Source organism: Ardenticatena maritima (genome assembly GCF_001306175.1).
In the GTDB taxonomy this organism is placed as follows: domain Bacteria; phylum Chloroflexota; class Anaerolineae; order Ardenticatenales; family Ardenticatenaceae; genus Ardenticatena; species Ardenticatena maritima.
The window spans coordinates 34293-51259 of record NZ_LGKN01000005.1 but is presented as its reverse complement, the minus strand read 5'-3'; the positions used below and the strand labels follow the sequence as shown (position 1 = coordinate 51259).

11 protein-coding genes are annotated in these 16967 nt (G+C 62.2%); 8 read left to right on the top strand and 3 right to left on the bottom strand.

The features are described 5' to 3' along the window. The first annotated feature begins 185 nt into the window (after nucleotides 1-185). On the top strand, nucleotides 186-3152 hold the full coding sequence (locus SE16_RS15770) for a beta-galactosidase (RefSeq protein WP_054492419.1): 2967 nt from the start codon (nucleotides 186-188) through the stop codon (nucleotides 3150-3152). A 73-nt stretch (nucleotides 3153-3225) separates the two neighbouring features. Continuing rightward, a complete protein-coding gene (locus SE16_RS08145; RefSeq protein ID WP_054492420.1) occupies nucleotides 3226-4572 on the top strand; it encodes a cellulase family glycosylhydrolase in 1347 nt (448 codons plus the stop codon). A 75-nt stretch (nucleotides 4573-4647) separates the two neighbouring features. Here the strand turns inward: SE16_RS08145 and SE16_RS08140 are convergent, their stop codons facing one another. The 3 genes from SE16_RS08140 to SE16_RS08130 form a co-directional block, all read right to left on the bottom strand. Next, nucleotides 4648-8424, bottom strand: coding sequence for a lamin tail domain-containing protein (locus SE16_RS08140; RefSeq protein ID WP_060687463.1), 3777 nt, complete (start codon nucleotides 8422-8424; stop codon nucleotides 4648-4650). A gap of 120 nt (nucleotides 8425-8544) precedes the next feature. After that, the gene (locus SE16_RS08135) at nucleotides 8545-9099 is read right to left on the bottom strand and encodes a CvpA family protein (protein WP_054492224.1); all 555 of its coding nucleotides are present in this window, start codon (nucleotides 9097-9099) and stop codon (nucleotides 8545-8547) included. A gap of 20 nt (nucleotides 9100-9119) precedes the next feature. After that, on the bottom strand, nucleotides 9120-9662 hold the full coding sequence (locus SE16_RS08130) for a helix-turn-helix domain-containing protein (RefSeq protein ID WP_054492225.1): 543 nt from the start codon (nucleotides 9660-9662) through the stop codon (nucleotides 9120-9122). Nucleotides 9663-9975: 313 nt separating this feature from the next. On the opposite strand from SE16_RS08130, the gene SE16_RS08125 reads away from it, so the two are divergent. The 6 genes from SE16_RS08125 (at nucleotide 9976) to SE16_RS08100 (ending at nucleotide 16874) form a co-directional block, all read left to right on the top strand. Continuing rightward, nucleotides 9976-11037: an amidohydrolase family protein gene (locus tag SE16_RS08125; RefSeq protein WP_054492226.1), complete on the top strand. Its 1062-nt coding sequence runs from the start codon at nucleotides 9976-9978 to the stop codon at nucleotides 11035-11037. Nucleotides 11038-11091: 54 nt separating this feature from the next. Further along, complete coding sequence (gene pyrB / locus SE16_RS08120; RefSeq protein ID WP_082374054.1) at nucleotides 11092-12090, top strand: aspartate carbamoyltransferase; 999 nt, start codon at nucleotides 11092-11094, stop codon at nucleotides 12088-12090. An 11-nt stretch (nucleotides 12091-12101) separates the two neighbouring features. Beyond that, nucleotides 12102-13493: an orotidine-5'-phosphate decarboxylase gene (gene pyrF, locus SE16_RS08115; RefSeq protein ID WP_054492227.1), complete on the top strand. Its 1392-nt coding sequence runs from the start codon at nucleotides 12102-12104 to the stop codon at nucleotides 13491-13493. Nucleotides 13494-13536: 43 nt separating this feature from the next. After that, a complete protein-coding gene (locus tag SE16_RS08110; RefSeq protein ID WP_201782265.1) occupies nucleotides 13537-14481 on the top strand; it encodes a dihydroorotate dehydrogenase in 945 nt (314 codons plus the stop codon). A gap of 175 nt (nucleotides 14482-14656) precedes the next feature. Further along, entirely contained in the window at nucleotides 14657-16561 is a 1905-nt protein-coding gene (locus SE16_RS08105; protein WP_054492807.1) for a VanW family protein, read from the top strand. 91 nt (nucleotides 16562-16652) lie between these two features. Continuing rightward, complete coding sequence (locus tag SE16_RS08100) at nucleotides 16653-16874, top strand: hypothetical protein (protein WP_060687461.1); 222 nt, start codon at nucleotides 16653-16655, stop codon at nucleotides 16872-16874. Nucleotides 16875-16967 lie beyond the last annotated feature (93 nt).

Below are 16967 nucleotides of genomic sequence, written 5' to 3'. Positions count from 1 at the left end.
TCAAAGTTGGCTGTGCTACAATCCGCGCCGGTTTCATGAGGAAACAGAATGAAACATGTACCGGTGCAGAATTGAATTCTTTTGAGCAGAGAAGAGCCATTGCGCATCACTTTTGAAAAGGTTGCGCCTTTTCATGATGCTCATGGCTCTTTTGTTGTGAACGAACTGTGTAGGGAGGTCCATTCATGGAACATGAACAAACACCGCAATCGCCAACAGTGTGGGAGACGCTGACGGCGCTCTTTGAAGGGTCTGCCGCGCGGATTGTCTCGTTTGTCGTCATTCCACTGTTGTTGCTGTTGGCGCTTTGGCTCCCCCCCATTTCCCTCTTCGATCGCATCCTTGACCGAGGCTATACGGAACTCCCCGTCGGGGCGTCAATCAACGACCCGGATGGCACGCAAGTTGTGGTAGAAGCGGCTCAAGCCCCGCTAAAAGTGCGGATGGCAAGCGTCCCGCGTGTGGAGTTTCTGGAAGGCAATATCCCGCTGGCGGATGAAGACCTGACGCAAGAAATGGCGATGGCGTTGCAGGCACTGCCGCCGCAGGTGGATGTACGCAGTCCGGTGTATGTGCTTGACGCCAAAGATGAAGATGTGGAAGCCCGCTTGCGGCTGGCTATTCCAATTCCCAATGAATCGGAACCGTATGAAACGCTTGATGTCTATGTGTGGGATGGAGCGCAATGGGCGTGGGTGCCGCACACGCTCTATCGTGAAGACGATGAAATTGACGCCTACCTGGACCGTGTGCCGCGCGCCTTTGCCGTGGTGCAGACGGCGCCTGTTGTGCCAACCACTGGCGTGGAACTGGCGCCCGGCCTAAGCGATGCCGCCGCGTTGGTGCGCACGGCGAATGTCGCCAGCCCGCGCCTCTACATCGCCAATGCCGATGGCACGCTGGGGCAACTCGCCGAAGAACCAGCCGGCTTGCGTGAAAACGGCGTCCTTGTGGTGCCTGTGGTGCACAACCAGCAAGCCGATGGCGTGATTCGCAGCGATTTGACCGACAACATTCTGGTACAACCGCTCGTCATCCGCGATCACGTCTCGCAGTTGGTGGCGTTGGCGGTTGAACGCAACTACGACGGATTGGAAATTGACTACCGCAATGTGGACCCGGCATTGCGGAAGGAATTTGCCTCTTTTATTCGCCAACTTGCCGATGCCCTGCATGAGCGCGGCAAAGTGTTGATTGTGCGTGTGCCGACACCGCAGCGCATCTCCGAAACGGATTTCGACAGTGGCGCCTACGACCTTGTGGCGATTGGCAACGCCGCCGACCAGGTACGCCTCACGCTCCCGCTCGACCCCGAAGCGTGGCGTGAAGGTGGTGAAGTCGCCGCCTTGCTGACGTGGGCGACGGGCAAAGTCAACCGCTACGAGTTGGAAGCGGTGTTGCCTGTGGGGGCATACGACCTCTCCGGCGAAACGCCTGTTGCTGTGGCGTACCCCGAAGTGCTGGCCACGCTCGCCCAGGTTGAAATTGACCTCGAATCAACCGAAGTCGCGCCGGGGCAGGAAATCGCCTTCAATTTGCCCGCCTTGCAAAACGGCGTGCTGGCGGCGGACGAAACCACGCATGCCATGCGCGTGTTGTTCGCTGATTCTTCCAGCACGCAGCGCGTTTTGCACCTGGAAACGCCCGCCTCGGTGGCGTACAAGTTGAACATGCTCCAGGCGTTCAACCTGGCGGGTGTCACCACGGTGGATACGCATCTGGCGAACCCGGCGGTGCTCGATGTCATCGAAGCGTATCGCTCGGGCAACGCTGCACAAGCCGCACAGCAAAACACCTTCTCGCTGGTCGTCAAAGTGCGCAACGAAAAGGGCGAAGAAATCATCAGCGATGTGCGCGACCTGAGCAAGAGCGTGGCGCTCGCAGTGCCTGAAGAAAGTGGGCGCTACCAGATCGTTGTGGGCGTCTCCGATGACGGTGGTGCCACCACCTACGGCGAATTCTCGCAAGAGGTCATCATTCCCTCGCCGACGCCCACACCCGAAGCGACACCAACACCCACGGCGACACCCACGCCTGAACCGACGGCGACACCCGACCCCAACGCGCCAACGCCAACACCCACGCCAAAACCGGCGGCGCCACCGCCGCCCAGCACAGCGCCAAGTGGGCCTATGGCGTATGGCATTCAGGCGCACATGATTTACATGAACAAAGACCAGATTATGCAGTTGGTGCAGGGGTTGGGCTTCAATTGGGTGAAGCAACAAATTGAGTGGAAAGTCTTTGAGCCGGCGCCGGGGCAAATTCAATGGGGCGAAATGGACGCCATCATTGACTCGGCGAACCGCCACGGCATCAAGGTGCTCTTCTCCATTGTGAAAGCGCCGCAGTGGGCACGCCCCGCAGGCGCCGACCTGAGCGTGGAAGGTCCGCCGGCTGACCCCAACACCTACGCCAACTTTGTGCGCGAAGTCGCCAAGCGCTACTGCGGCAAAGGCTTGGGTGCAATTGAAGTTTGGAATGAGCAGAACTTGCACTACGAATGGGGCAACCAGCCGCTGAGCGCCGCGGACTACATGAACTTGCTCAAACCGGCGTATGTGGCTATCAAGGAAGCCTGCCCCAGCATCATCGTCATCAGCGGTGCGTTGACGCCCGCCGGCAATGTGGGCAACCTCGCCCGTGATGACATTGAATACCTGCAAGAAATGTACAACGCCGGCTTGAAGAATTACAGCGACGCCATTGGCGCACACCCCAGCGGCTACAACTGCCCTGCCGACGGCGATTGGCGCACTGTGCAAGACCCCACGGCAACGTTCCGTGGTCCGTTCGAGAACCGCCACCACTCCTGGTGCTTCCGCGGCACTATGGAAGGCTACCGCAACGTGATGGTCGCCAACGGCGATTCGGCGAAGAAGATTTGGGCAACCGAATTTGGTTGGGCGGTTGGGCCTGCGGTCAACGAACATTATGCCTACGCCAACGATAACACCTACGAAGAACAAGCCGCCTGGACGGTGCAAGCCTACCAGATGGCGAAAAACTGGGGCTGGGTTGGCGGCATGATTCTCTGGAACCTCAACTTCAAGATGGTCGCGCCCGGCTCCGAACAGGCGCAGTGGGGGATTGTGGACGAATACGGCAATCCTTTGCCGACGTACCATGCCCTGGCTTCTATGCCGAAATAAAAGCCGGTTGATGAAAATGTGAAGGGTGGCGTCGCACACGTCACCCTTCCTTTACGCAAGAAAGGAGTAGAACATGCAAAAACGCTGGTTGATGGTGACCCTGATGGCGTTGTTGGTTTTGTTAGCGGCGTGTGGCGGTGGTGATCAGGCTGATGTCACTCCCACCACCGCTCTGACGCTCAAACCAACCTTTACACCGAAACCTGAAACTGAAACGACCGCTCCCACAGCCGAACCAACAGCAACCGAAGCCGTCGTTGAAGGGCAAACCGAAGAAGGCGCAACGGGGGGCGAGGCGCAAGAGAATGAACAACCCACACCTGCGCCGGAGCCAACTTCACCGCCGGCGGCCTCAACTTCCGACTTCATGGATGTGATGACCTCGCCCGACTACGGCATGCAGGCCTTCATGTGGTGGCGTCCCGAAGTGGCGCACCGCGATTTGGGGCTCATCCGCGATGCGGGGTTCCGCTGGGTGAAACAGGATTTCGCCTGGCGTGAAATCGAGGGTGCGGCAAAGGGGGCTTTCGACTGGAGCCGCCCCGACCGCATTGTCGAGATGGCGCATGACGAATTTGGGCTGAAAATCCTCGCCCGTGTTGACCGCCAGCCGGCTTGGGCGAACCCGAACTGCACCGGCGGCGGCGAGATGGGCCCGCCACAAAATCTGCAAGACTACGCAGACTTTCTCTACGCGATGGCGAGCCGCTACAAAGGGCGCATTGCCGCCTATTCTATCTGGAATGAGCCCAACCTGGCGCGTGAATGGTGCAACCAGCCGCCCAACCCGGCCGAATATGTGGAAATGCTCCGCGTAGCGTACAACGCCATCAAGAGCGCCGACCCCAACGCCATCGTCATCAGTGCTGGGTTGTCGCCGACGGGTGGCCCCATGCCGGTGGCGATGAACGATGTGGAGTATCTGCGCGGCATGTACGAAGCCATGGGCGGCAACAGCGAGGGCTATTTTGACGTATTGGGAGCGCATGCGCCCGGTTTCAAAGCCCCGCCCGAAGTCAGCCCTGATGAAGTGGAAGCCAACCCCGATGTGTACGGGAAAGGGCGCTGGTTTACGTTCCGCCGTGTCGAAGATTTGCGGGCTGTGATGGAAGAATACGGCGATACCAACCGGCGCGTGGCCATTCTCGAAATGGGCTGGACAACCGACCCACGTCCCGATTCGCCCTACCACTGGCACGCGGTAACGCCCGAACAGCAAGCCGAGTACCTGGTGCGGGCGTACCAGTTCGCCAAGGAAAACTGGCGTCCATGGATTGGCTTGATGTCGCTCATTTATGTGTGCAACTACGACTGGACGCCCGACGATGAACAATATTACTGGTGCATTACCGAGCCGGCCTATCCGGAAACCATTGTGCGCCCGGCATACGAAGCGTTGAAGGCGATGCCTAAAGATTGAGATTGATAGCAATTCAGCCCAAAAGGCAACACGCCCGCAATCGCGCGGGCGTGTTTTTTTGTGGCGAGCGGTGCGCTACAGCGCAAAGTAGCGCTGCCAGAACCGTATCCGTGGTGTGCGTGGGCGATACCGCGGGGCGGTGCGCACTGTTGGACGTGCCGCGTTGGACGCAGATGTGGAGGAGAGCGTGGTGATGTGCGTGGCGTCGAAGGGGAGAATGCGCATACCATCGTCCCAGGTGGCGGCAATCCCAACAATACGCTGGTGCATCCCCCGTTCGAGCCAGGGACGGCGCAGACCAGTGCTTTGCCGCACGTAGATTTCTACCTCTGCATCAGAAACGGCGAGCCACCAGCGGTTGTAGTACCAGCGCAACACCGCGCCATCCACCTGCACCAGACGCCCCTCGTGCGCCGGGTGCAATGCTGTTTGCACAAATAGCGGCGTTGGGGCTTCACCAGTGTCCAGTCGCACAATGTCAGCGGCGCTTTCCAGGCGCAGTTCGCGCTCGTTGTGGAACGTGCGCAAGACCCCCGTCAGGCGTACACGGTCGCCGGGGTGCAAAGCCGACAGGTCGAGCGCGGGCGCGTAGATTTTCAACCCCGCTTCCGCATCTTGCACGTAGAAAATGCCATGCCCCAGCAGATGCGGCGGTACACTCACCACGCCTTCCACGCTCAGCCGTGTACCGAGTGGCATATGCCGCACGTCCGCCAGCGTAGAAAGCAGTGGTGGTGGCGGTGACGCCGGGGTGGTGGGCGTCTCTGGGGCGCGGTTATGCGCGCCGGGGCTGGGCGGCCAGTTCGTGTGCAGACGCCCTTTGTCGTCGCGGGCGATACTGCCGTCATTGGCGGCGTGCGCATAGGGTATCTCGCTCACCACAGCCCCCGTCGGCGCAATCAGGCGCGCGGTATCTCCTGCATCGTTGAGACTGACGCCGGTCGTTTTCTTGAAGAGCACTAGATAACTGTGCGGCGCGATAACCGTGCCCAGTGGGAACGTGTAGGGACGACTGCCGCCCTCTTCATCATCCAACTGCCAGCCCCCCAGCCCAACCGCACGATCGAGCGGGTTGTAGAGTTCAATCCACTCATCATCCCCATCACTGACCCCGTCCTCGTTCCAGTCGGTCTGGCGGGGCGCGGGCAACACCTCATTGACCAACACGCCCGGTGGACTCCAAACACCCTGCACCCAGAGCGGGGCGCTCCACGCTTCTTGCCCATCGGCTTGCACGGCACGCGCCAGCAGCACCTCGCCGGGAGCGGCTTCAATGGTGAGCGTGCGTGTGGTGGGCGTCGCGGAGGGTGTGAGACCGACGCGCCAGACGGGTGCGCCTTCGCGCCACAGTTCAAGCGTCAGGGGTTCGCCCTCTTCATCCGCAACGTAGAAGGTGAGCGTGGTCTCGCCGGGGGGAATGTCGCCGCCCATCCAGGTCTCCCCACTGCGCAGGGCGAGCGCCAGCGAAGCATCTTCCGTGCTGAAGGCGCGGCGCGCGAGCATCGCCTCGAAAAGCGCCTCGCGGGTCAGGTCGGTGGCGAGCAAACCGGCGCGAAGATCGCCGTCGCGCCCCCAATTCGCCGATTCGGTGTCCAGGTTCGCCACGGGAGCGACCCGCCAGCCGCGCCAGAGCGCGCGCCAATAGGCTTCGGCAAAGCGCAAAACCGCCGCGCTATTGGCGATTTCTTGCAGAACGAGTTGACCGCGCACCTCTTCACGCAGCACAAAATCGTCGAAGTGCCCCTCGAACGGGTGGTTGAACTCGGCGAGCGCCTTGGGACGCGCCGCCAGCCAGTCGTACAGCGCCTGCACCGATTCGCCGCCGGGCATCTCGCGCGAGAAGAAATCATCTGTGCGCCAGACGTTGATGTGCCCATGCTCGCGGCTGGTCCACTCGAACGCGCGCAACGCCACAAACGCCCCCGGCTGATTGGCGGCATCGGCGACGGTGCCCAGGCGCGCCCACTCCTCAGGTGTGAACCAGTGGCTGTGGTCGCTGATGGCAAGGAAGTGCAGCCCATTGGCGCGCCCTGTGGCAAACGCCAGCGTCGGCGGTCCACTGCCGTCGCTGTACGTCGTGTGCGCATGCAGGACGCCGCGGTAGGCGCGAAACGGTCCGAATGCGTAGGCGGGCGGCATAGAGGCTGGCGGGGGTGGAATGTGGCGCGGTTCACCAGGCGAAGGCGCGTCGTAAGCGAGAATGTCGTTCAAATGTGTACCTTGTAATTCCACCACCCGATGGAGCGCCCGCGGCGCAGGCGCGCTAATGTCGTGCCCCGTCCGCCCAACGGCGGCATAGTCCGCATTGCGGAAAGGAAGCGCGTCCACCACCCGCCCGAAGGGGTCCACCAGCACCACTTCATCGCCGCTGTTGCTCAGCGCCCAATGCCCGCGTCCCCATGTGGTATCGCGTGAAAGGGTGGGCACATGCACCGTATCGCTGACGGGGTTCATCTCCGCATCGGGCCAAACGCCAAAGCGGGCATGAAACGCGGCGGCATCCCGCGCAATGACCAGCGTGCCGTGCGGCGCGAGGGTAAAATCGCCGTCGAACCGGTACAGGCTTTCGCTCCCGCCGCGTGTTTCTTCATCACCAATCCCCCAGCCCGCCAACGGAATAGCGGTATCGGTCGGATTGTACAGTTCCACAAATTCGTCGCCGTCGCCGCTTTGCGTCCCGTCGTACACCACTTCGCTGATAAGCAGGGGAACCACAGCAGGCGGGGTCGGCGTGGGGGTGGGGGGAGGTGGGGGCGTGTTCGGCGCGCCGGGGCTGGGAGGCCAGTCGTCGTGCCAGGTGGTGCGGTCGCGGCTGAAACTGGCGTCTGGGGTGGTGGCGGAGAAGGTGAACGAGTCCCAGGCGGTGCCGTCAGGGGTGAAGAGGCGGACGCTGTCGCCGTCGTTGTTGAGGGCGAGGCCGGTTTGGGTGCGGAAGAGGAGCAGGAAGCCGCCGGGCGGGATGAGCGAGCCGGGCGGGAAGGTGTAGGGCGCAGAGCCGCCCTCGGCATCGTCGAGTTGCCAGCCGGTGAGGTCGAGCGGGGTTGCGCCGAAGTTGGCGAGTTCGATCCACTCATCCTGAGCGTTGGCGACGCCGTCGCCGTCCCAATCCACGGCGGAAGGGGCGGGCAGGATTTCGTTCAGCACGAGCGTGCCGAAGGCGGGCAGGGGCGGTGTGGGGGTGCCCGTGGGGGTGGCGCTGGCGGTCGGTGTAGGGGGTGCCGTCGGCGTAGGTGTGCTGGTGGGGGCGGGCGACGATGTGCTTGTGGGCGTGGGGAGCATCGTGGCGGTGGGGGAAGCCGTGGGAGGTGGTGTCGGTGTGGGCGTGTCGGCGAGCGTGAAGGTGAACGCGTCGCAGAGGAGCGGCTCATCAGGCGGCGCTTGGTTCACATACGTGTAGCAGGCGATTTCGGCTTCCACCGCATCGAGTGGGGCGGTGAGCGTTGTTTCCAGACGCTGGTAGGTGTCGGCGCGCGCCGCCGCAGGCGTATCGAGGTATCCGCCCAGCGCCCCGCTTGCGCTATACCAGCGCACTTGCAACTTGGCGTTGCTCAGATGTGGAGACCGCCAGCGCACCCAGCCCGCCATGGTGTAGGTCGCGCCGCCGGTGACGGGGACGCGCTGAGAGAGGCGAACATAGCCCGTGGCGGTTGTTTTGGAAAGCGCGACCGCCTGGTTGCCGCTCCATGCCTCCGTCGTGAGCGCGACCGTGGCGGTTGAAGGGTGGATCGCCCAGCCGGTCAAGCCGTCTTCAAAATCGGGGTTGGTGAGCAGGTTGGTGGTGGGGTGTGGGGCTGTTGCGGCGAGCAGCAGCCATACGATGACGAACAGCAGCCAGCGAGGAGAGCGAAGCATGCGGTGCTCCTGTGGGGTTGGTTGTTTGGGGAAGCGCGTATGCGCCTCGCGCAGACGAAGAGGGCGGCGCAGCCGCAACGCTGCGCGGGGGGCGACGTTGAGGACGACGGCGAAAACGGCTTAGCGAATGACGCTGAAAATCGTTGTGAAGATGGGTGGTGTACCGCCTGGAATCCAGGGCGAAATCACCTCAACCAGCAGCGGAAGCAGGCTGAGGATGAAGGGGCGCAGGAACGAATGGCGCAGCCCGTTGACAATGAACATGCGCGCCCCGTCGTACTGGGGCCAGGGGACGCTGGTGATAAACCCGAGCACCAGCAACAACAGCAAGCACCAGACGAAACCAACCACCAGCCCAATCACCATCCCGCCAAGTTGGTCGAGTGTGCGGCCGGTTTTGATGTTCACGCCGCGAAAACTGTACCGCGAGGCGAGCATAATCGCGCCCCAGATACCAAACACAATCGCCAGAAACACAATGGTATCGCGGGTGAGCGTGTCAGACGGTCCGAGGTATTTGCGCATGAGGCGCGTGACGCGCGTGTAATAGCCCGCCGCGACACTCACGCCGAAGTAGAGCGCGCCAATGTTGATGAGTTGCCAGACCGTGCCTTGCGAGAAGCCGGCAAGCATTGAAGTAATGAGAATGAGCAGAAGGATGATGTCCATCCACATACCGGTGCGCTCCTTTGTGCTCAGCGTCCCAACAGTCGTTTCCACCAGGGTTTGGACGCTTCAAGTTGGCGTTCCAGAAGCGCCAAGCGCTCTTCCAACGAAAGGCGATGGTTCCAGTCGCTTTCTTTGAGGCGACTCAACTCTTCTTCCAGGGCTTGCATGCGCCGCCGCAGGCGGGCGTTTTCCTCTTTCAGCGCGAAGTTATCTTGCACGATGACCGCCAGCAAATCGCGGTTTGCCAGTTGCGTGTTCAGCAAGGTGTGGTGGGTTTCCTGCACGTGCGCCAACACCTGTTGCCAAGCCTCGTCGTCCGGCGTGGTGGTGCGCGCCAGCGAAGCCGGCGATGAAGGCTCGGCGTCGCGCAGGGCTTCGGTGATGGCGTCGAATGAGCGCCCCTCGCGGCGCAGGCGGGCAATCGTGCGCAAAACGGCGATATCTTCATCCGTGTAGCGGTGGGTTTGGCGGGCGTGCGGGCTCAGAAAAGCGCCAAACGTTTCCACCCAGCGGCGGATGGTGTGAGGTGAAACGTCCAATTCGGCTGAAACTTCTCCAATGCGCTTCATACAACCCCGCACGTGTGGTTTCTACTGGTGGGCATTCTACACAGAAGCCGCGCAGTTTGGCAAATGGTTGTCGGTCAATGGGAGCGGGCGGGGGCTTGCGCCCCGTGTTGATTTGGCAAAGTCGGCAAAATCGTGTAGCATGCAATCCCGGCAATTGCAAGAGGCCGGGTTTTTTTATGTGGAGCGGACGAGACCCACAACGGCATATGGCTGGCGGGGCACGGTTGCGGGCAAACCGTCGCACTGTTGATTTTTCAAGGGCAACTCTTCAAGGAGTTGCCCTTTTTTCTATCTTGAATGAAGGAGCGAAGCGATGCGTCTTCCTGGATTGATTGATGTGCATGTGCATTTGCGCGAACCGGGCGGCGAGCACAAAGAGACATTCGCCACAGGTACCGCCGCCGCCCTGGCGGGGGGTGTCACCACCGTGTTGGCGATGCCCAACACCTCGCCCCCCATTACTGACGCGGAGACGTTCGCCCTGGCGGACGCTCGCGCACGCGCAGGGGCGCGGTGCGACTATGGCATTTTTCTCGGCGCGACGGACACCAACGCGCCGTTGCCTGCCGCGTTGCAACAACGCGCCGCCGGGCTGAAAATCTACGTCAACGATACGTTTGGACCGCTGCGCGTTGAATCGTTGGCGGTGGTGATGCGCCACCTGCGCCACTGGCGCGGTGCTGGACCTGTTGCGGTGCATGCGGAGGGGCTTTTTGTGCCCGCTCTGGCGGCGTTGGCGGCGCTCACCGGGACGCATGTCCACTTTTGCCACGTGAGCCGCGCCGCTGAAATTGAGACGATTCGGTTGGCAAAGGAGCGCGGTTTTCCCATCACGTGCGAAGTGACGCCCCATCACCTCTGGCTGACGGAAGATGACCTGCCCCGTTTGGGCGCGTTCGGCGATATGCGCCCCCGCTTGGCAACACGCGCCGACCGCGATGCGTTGTGGGCGCATTTGGATGTGGTGGATTGTATCGCCACCGACCACGCACCGCACACCATCGAAGAAAAACAAAGCCCCACGCCGCCGCCCGGCGTGCCGGGGTTGGAAACCACACTCCCCTTGCTGCTGACCGCCGTCCATGAGGGGCGGCTTTCCATGGAAAAACTGATTGACCTGACGCACCGACGCCCGCGCGCCATCTTCAACCTGCCGGCGCAACCCGACACCTATGTCGAAGTTGACCCCGACGCCGAATGGGTGCTCCCCGAACAAGGCTGGTTCACCAAAGTGGGGTGGTCGCCCTTTGCCGGCATGCGCGTGCGTGGGCGGGTCGTGCGGACTGTTGTGCGCGGGCAAACCGCGTTCGAGGAAGGGCGCGTGCTGGCGCTTCCGGGGACTGGGCGAAACGTGCGCGATGCCGCACTACACTAACCGTTCGCAAATCGTTGGGTTGTTGATCAACCAAACACCAAAAGGAGAGGAACCATGACCAACCAGCAGACACTCGTCTTTGATGAAGCCACCATCTTCAACAACCTGCCCGGCAAAAACGCCTTCTACCAGCAAGATATTCTCGCCGTTTCCCAATTCAACCGCCAGAAACTCGACTACCTCTTTGCCCTGGCGGAACGCATGCGCCAGGTGGTGGAAGCGCGCGGGGGGATTGACCTGTTGAAGCACCGCGTGCTGGCGGCGCTTTTCTACGAACCGAGTACACGCACCTCGTCCAGTTTCATCGCGGCAATGGAGCGGCTCGGCGGGAGTGTCATTCCCATCACGCAGGGCGTGCAGTTTTCCAGCGTGAGCAAAGGCGAATCACTGCCCGACACCGTGCGCACCCTGGAGCAGTACGCCGACGTGATTGTCCTGCGCCACCCTGAAAAGGGGAGCGCCGCCACCGCCGCGCACTATGCGAGCGTGCCCGTCATCAACGCGGGGGACGGACCCGGCGAGCACCCCACGCAAGCCCTGCTCGACCTGTTCACCATCCTGGAAGAAATGGGCACGATTGACGGCTTGACCATCGCCATGGTGGGCGATTTGCGCTACGGGCGCACGGTGCACAGCCTGACCGAGTTGCTGCTTGAATACAACGTCAAACTGCGCTTTGTGAGCCCCGAAATCTTGCGCATGCCGCTCGATTTGATGAACAAGGTGCGCGATGCCGGCTACGATGTGCGCGAAACCTACGATGTGCATGAAGTCATCGGCGAAGCGGATGTGCTCTACGTGACGCGCGTGCAGAAAGAACGGTTCACCGACCTGGCGCAGTACGAACAGGTGAAGGATTACTACACCATCACGCCCGAATTGCTGGCGCACGCCAAAGAGCGCATGGTGGTGATGCACCCGCTGCCGCGTGTGGGTGAAATCAGTTATGAAGTGGACAAAGACCCCCGCGCCGCCTACTTCCGCCAGGTGCGCAATGGGCTCTACATTCGCATGGCGTTGCTCGCGGCGGTGCTCTGCCGGGGCGAGGCGTAGGAGCGAGCACGATGCGCGATTCATTTTTCGAGCGTGTTGCCGAGCGCCAGGAACGCCTGAACACGCCCTTGTGCGTGGGGCTTGACCCACGTCCCGCCTGGTTCACGCCCGAAGACCATGCCACGGGCAACCCCTGGCTGGCGTGGGGACGTCGTTTGCTCGACGCGGTGGCGGAGTATGCGTGTTGTGTGAAGCCCAACATAGCGTTTTACGAAGCCGGCGGGCTGGAAGCGCTGGATGCCTTGCGCCAAACGATTGCCCACGCCCACGCCCTGGGGCTCCCCGTTCTGCTGGACGCCAAACGTGGCGATATTGGGAGTACCGCCGACGCCTACGCCCGCGCGTGCTACGAATGGCTGGACGCCGACGCGGTGACGCTCAGCCCCTACCTCGGTGAAGACGCGGTCCGCCCCTTCCTGCAAGACCCGCGCCGCGCCGTTTTTGTGCTCTGCCACACCAGCAACCCCGCCGCGCGCGATGTGCAGACGCTCCCGGTCTATGGTCGCCCGCTCTACGAGCATGTGGCGCGCACAGCCACGGCGTGGAGCGACCGCGTTGGCTTGGTGGTAGGCGCTACCTATCCCGACGCGGTGGCGCGTGTGCGCGCGCTTGCCCCCGATGCGTGGTTGCTCTTGCCCGGCGTTGGCGCGCAAGGGGGCGACCCGGTGGCGACGCTGCACGCCGCTCGCCAGCGGGCGATTGTCCCCGTTTCGCGGGCGATTGCCGCCGCCGAAGACCCGCTGAATGCCGCCCGCACCCTGCGCGACACCCTGCGGAACGCCCAGGCGACCGCCGACACAACACCCCCGCCGCCTGCCTGGCGCGACCTTGCGCTGGCGTTGCACCGTATCGGCGCAATTCAGTTTGGCGAATTCACGCTTGCCAGCGGAAAACAATCGCCCATTTACATTGATTTGCGGCTCATGGCGTCGCACCCCGACGTGCTGGCGCGCGCGGCATACTGCTATGCTGAGCATTTGCGCACACTTGTCTACGACCGCATTGCAGGCATTCCCTACGCGGGTTTGCCAATCGGCACGGCGGTGGCGCTCACCGTGAACGCGCCCTTCATCTACCCACGCAAAGAAGCCAAGACCTACGGGCGGGCGCGCACCATTGAAGGCGCCTACAACGCCGGCGAGCGCGTGGTCGTGGTTGAGGATTTGGCGACAACGGGCGGCTCGGCGCTCAAAGGCGTGCACACATTGCGCGAAGCGGGGCTGGTGGTTGAAGATGTGGTGGTGCTCATTGACCGCGAATCGGGGGCGCGTGAGAACCTTGCCGCGCAGGGCGTGCGCCTGCACGCCACCATGCGCCTGCGCGACTTGTTGCGCGTGCTCCACGAAGCCCAGGCGCTCGACGCCGAGATGTACGCCGCCGTCTTGCGCTATCTGGAAAGTTGAACCAGAGTAGAAAGCCGGCAATCAACAAACGTGTGTGAAGCGTATGCCAACCATGATTGACATTTCAACTGACTTGTGCGGCGTGCGGTTGCCCAATCCGCTGGTGCTGGCGAGCGGCATTTTGGGCACCAGCGCCACCTTGCTGGAAAAAGCCGCCCGCCTGGGCGCCGGCGCAGTGACCGCCAAATCCGCCGGACCCCAACCGCGCAAAGGGCACGCCAATCCCATCATCGCCGACTGGGGGGCTGGTCTCATCAACGCGGTGGGCTTGCCCAACCCCGGCGCGCACCATGAAGCCCACCTGCTGGCTGAAGCCCGGCAACGCTTGCGCCCGTTGGGGGTGCCGCTCATCGCGAGTATCTTCGCCGGCACACCCGACGAATTCGCCGAGGTGGCGCGGACTGTGTTGCAGGCGTCGCCGGATATTTTGGAACTCAACATTTCCTGCCCCAACGTCCACGATGACTATGGCGAGCCGTTCGCCGCCAGTTGTGCGGGCGCGGTGAGCGTCGTCGAGGCTGTGCGGCCGGTCTGTACCGTGCCGCTCTTCGTCAAACTCGCCCCCAATGTGCCCAACATTGGGCGGATTGCCGCTGATGTGGTCGCCGCCGGCGCAGACGGCATTACCGCCATCAACACCATGCCCGGCATGGTGATTGACGTCGAAAGCGGACGCCCGCTTTTGACGAACAAGAGTGGCGGACTGAGCGGTCCCGCCATCAAGCCGATTGCTGTGCGATGTATCTACGAAATCCGCCAATCCATCCCCGCCGATGTGCCCATCATCGGCACAGGGGGCGTGACCACCGGCACAGACGCCGTCGAACTGCTCATGGCGGGCGCAACCGCGGTTGGCGTAGGCTCGGCTGTCTACTACCGCGGACTGGACGCTTTCCGCCACATCACCGACGAATTGCTGGCGTTCATGCAAGCGCATGACTACCGCCACTTGCGCGACATCATTGGGCTGGCGCACCGCACCGGGTGAGCCAGCCTGAGAGTGTGGCACGCTCCGCGTCTTGTGTGCAGAAAGGCGCGGAGCGTTTCTTGTTTCCAAAATGGTTGCTCATTCTCACCACGGCGGCTATACTTCTCAGCAAAACAGCCCGCATTCACAAAAACGCCCGCCGCCTGGCGTTGAGTTGTCAAAAAAGGAGCGGCCTATGGCCCAAAACGTCGGCACTTTTTCTTTCCCACACACGCACACGCATACCGACCGCACCCCTGGCCCATGGTGGGGGTTTGCCCTGTTTGCCGCTCTCACCCCCGTTCTCGTCACTCTGGTGATTGTGCTCGCCATTCAGGTGGCGTATGCGGGGCGTCTGTTTCCCGGTGTGAGCGTTAACGGTGTGCCCGTTGGCGGGCTTTCCAGGGCGGAGGCGGCGCGGCTCATTGAAGAAAGTTTGCGCCTGCCGCCCAACGAGCAGGTCGAAATCCGCGCCGGCGAACATGTCTGGCGTGTGCCGGTGGGGCAATTGGGGGTGCGCCCCGATGTTGAAACAGTGCTGGCGCGAGCGTATGCGGTGGGGCGTTCTGACACGTTTTGGAAACGCCCGCTTGTCTGGTGGCGAATCAGCCAGGAAGGCGTGGATATTCCGCCGGCGTACACGGTGGATGAACACGCTATTGCGGCGATTCTGACCAATGCGGCCAACGCCATCGCCCGCCCCCCGCAGGATGCCCGCGTGGAAGTGGTGGGGCTTGACGTCGTCGAATATCCGGCGGTGATGGGGCGCTCGCTGGATTGGGAAGCCAGCGAAGCGCGCTTGCGTGCCGCTTTGAGCGGTGGTCAGCGTGCGCCCATTGAGTTGGTGGTGCAAGAGGAACCGCCGCTCATCCCCTCGGCGGCGGAGACGGCCGCGTTTGTGCGCCGCCTGCTGGCGGAACCGCTGCACGTGCAAGCCAGCCTGCCCTACTGGGCGCCCACGGCGGATGGCGTGGTGCAGCGCACACGCACGCTGAGCCTGACGATTGACCAGGCGCGTCTGGCGCAAATGATTCGCATTGAACCGGAGCAACTGGAAGATGGCGCGCGGCGGTGGCGTGTGCGCCTGGATGTTTCCAGCCTGCGCCCTGAGGTGGAAGCCCTGGCGGCGCGCCTCAACCAGCCTGCCCGTGAAGCCCGCTTCGATTACGATCCGCAAACCGGCGTGCTGACGCCGTTGGTGGTCAGCCAGGACGGGGTGACGTTGGATGTGGATGCGGCGCTTGCGGCGATTGAAGACGCCGTGCTTGCCGGTCGCACGCAGGTTGAACTGCCGCTAACCATCACACCGCCGCCTGTTTCCACCGCCGACGCCGCCAAATTCAACATTACAGGGGTTGCCGCCAAAGGGTACAGCACGTTCACCGGTTCCCCCGCTGGACGCAAGCAAAACGTAGCCGTCGCTGCGGCGCGTTTCAACGGTGTGGTCATTCCCCCGCACAGTGAGTTTAGTTTCAACAAGTATCTGGGCTGGGTGGTTGATGCGACGGGCTACGAGGAAAGTTATATCATTCTGGGCAACCGCACCGAAGTGGGCATTGGCGGCGGCGTCTGCCAGGTCTCAACGACGCTTTTCCGCGCGGCCTTCTGGGGCGGCTTCCAGATTACCGAGCGCTATGCGCATGGGTATCGGGTTTCGTACTACGAGCCCCCCATTGGCATGGATGCAACGGTCTATTCGCCCTATGTGGATTTCAAATTCGTCAACGATACCGATAACTACTACCTCATCGAAAGCGAAGTCAACCAGCGGACCGAAGAAATCACCTTCTACCTGTACGGTCCCGACACAGGGCGCACGGTGCAGATGATTGGACCCACAATTTTGGAAACGACGCCGGCACCCGAACCCATTTACACCGAAGACCCCTCATTGCCCGCCGGCGTGACCAAACAGGTGGATTGGGCGCATGATGGGGCAAAGGTGAAAGTGGAGCGTATTGTGACCGATGAAAGCGGCCAGACGCTCTACCACGATGTCTTTTGGAGCAATTATCGCCCGTGGGCGGCGCGCTATCTTGTTGGAACTGCGCCCGCGGCGGAAAGTGCGCCCGTGAGCGAAGACGGCGGCGGCGAGCGATAACAGCGCTTGACCGCCTGCATGCTGTTTGCAAAGATACGTGCCCTGGCAAACATGCCATGTTCAACCAACACCAATCACTGAGAGGGAGCGTATGAAGAAACATGCTTTGTTGCTTGCCATGACCTTGATGCTCTTGCTGGCGGTGGCTGCGTGTAGTAGCAGCAGTGGCGACGCCACCCCCGCCCCGGAACAGAACACCCCGGTAGAGCAGTCGCAACCCACAGACGCCTACCCGTATCCTGCGCCTGATGTGTTAGCGCCCACCCCCGACCCAAACGTCTATCCGGCGCCGTATCCCTCGCCCGAAAACTGATGAATGACCGCCTCGGCGACCAACCGAGGCGGTTTGTTTTTCTCCCGCTGTCGCCGCGTTCCCCGCCATCCTGCTTCTTGCCCTGATTGACGT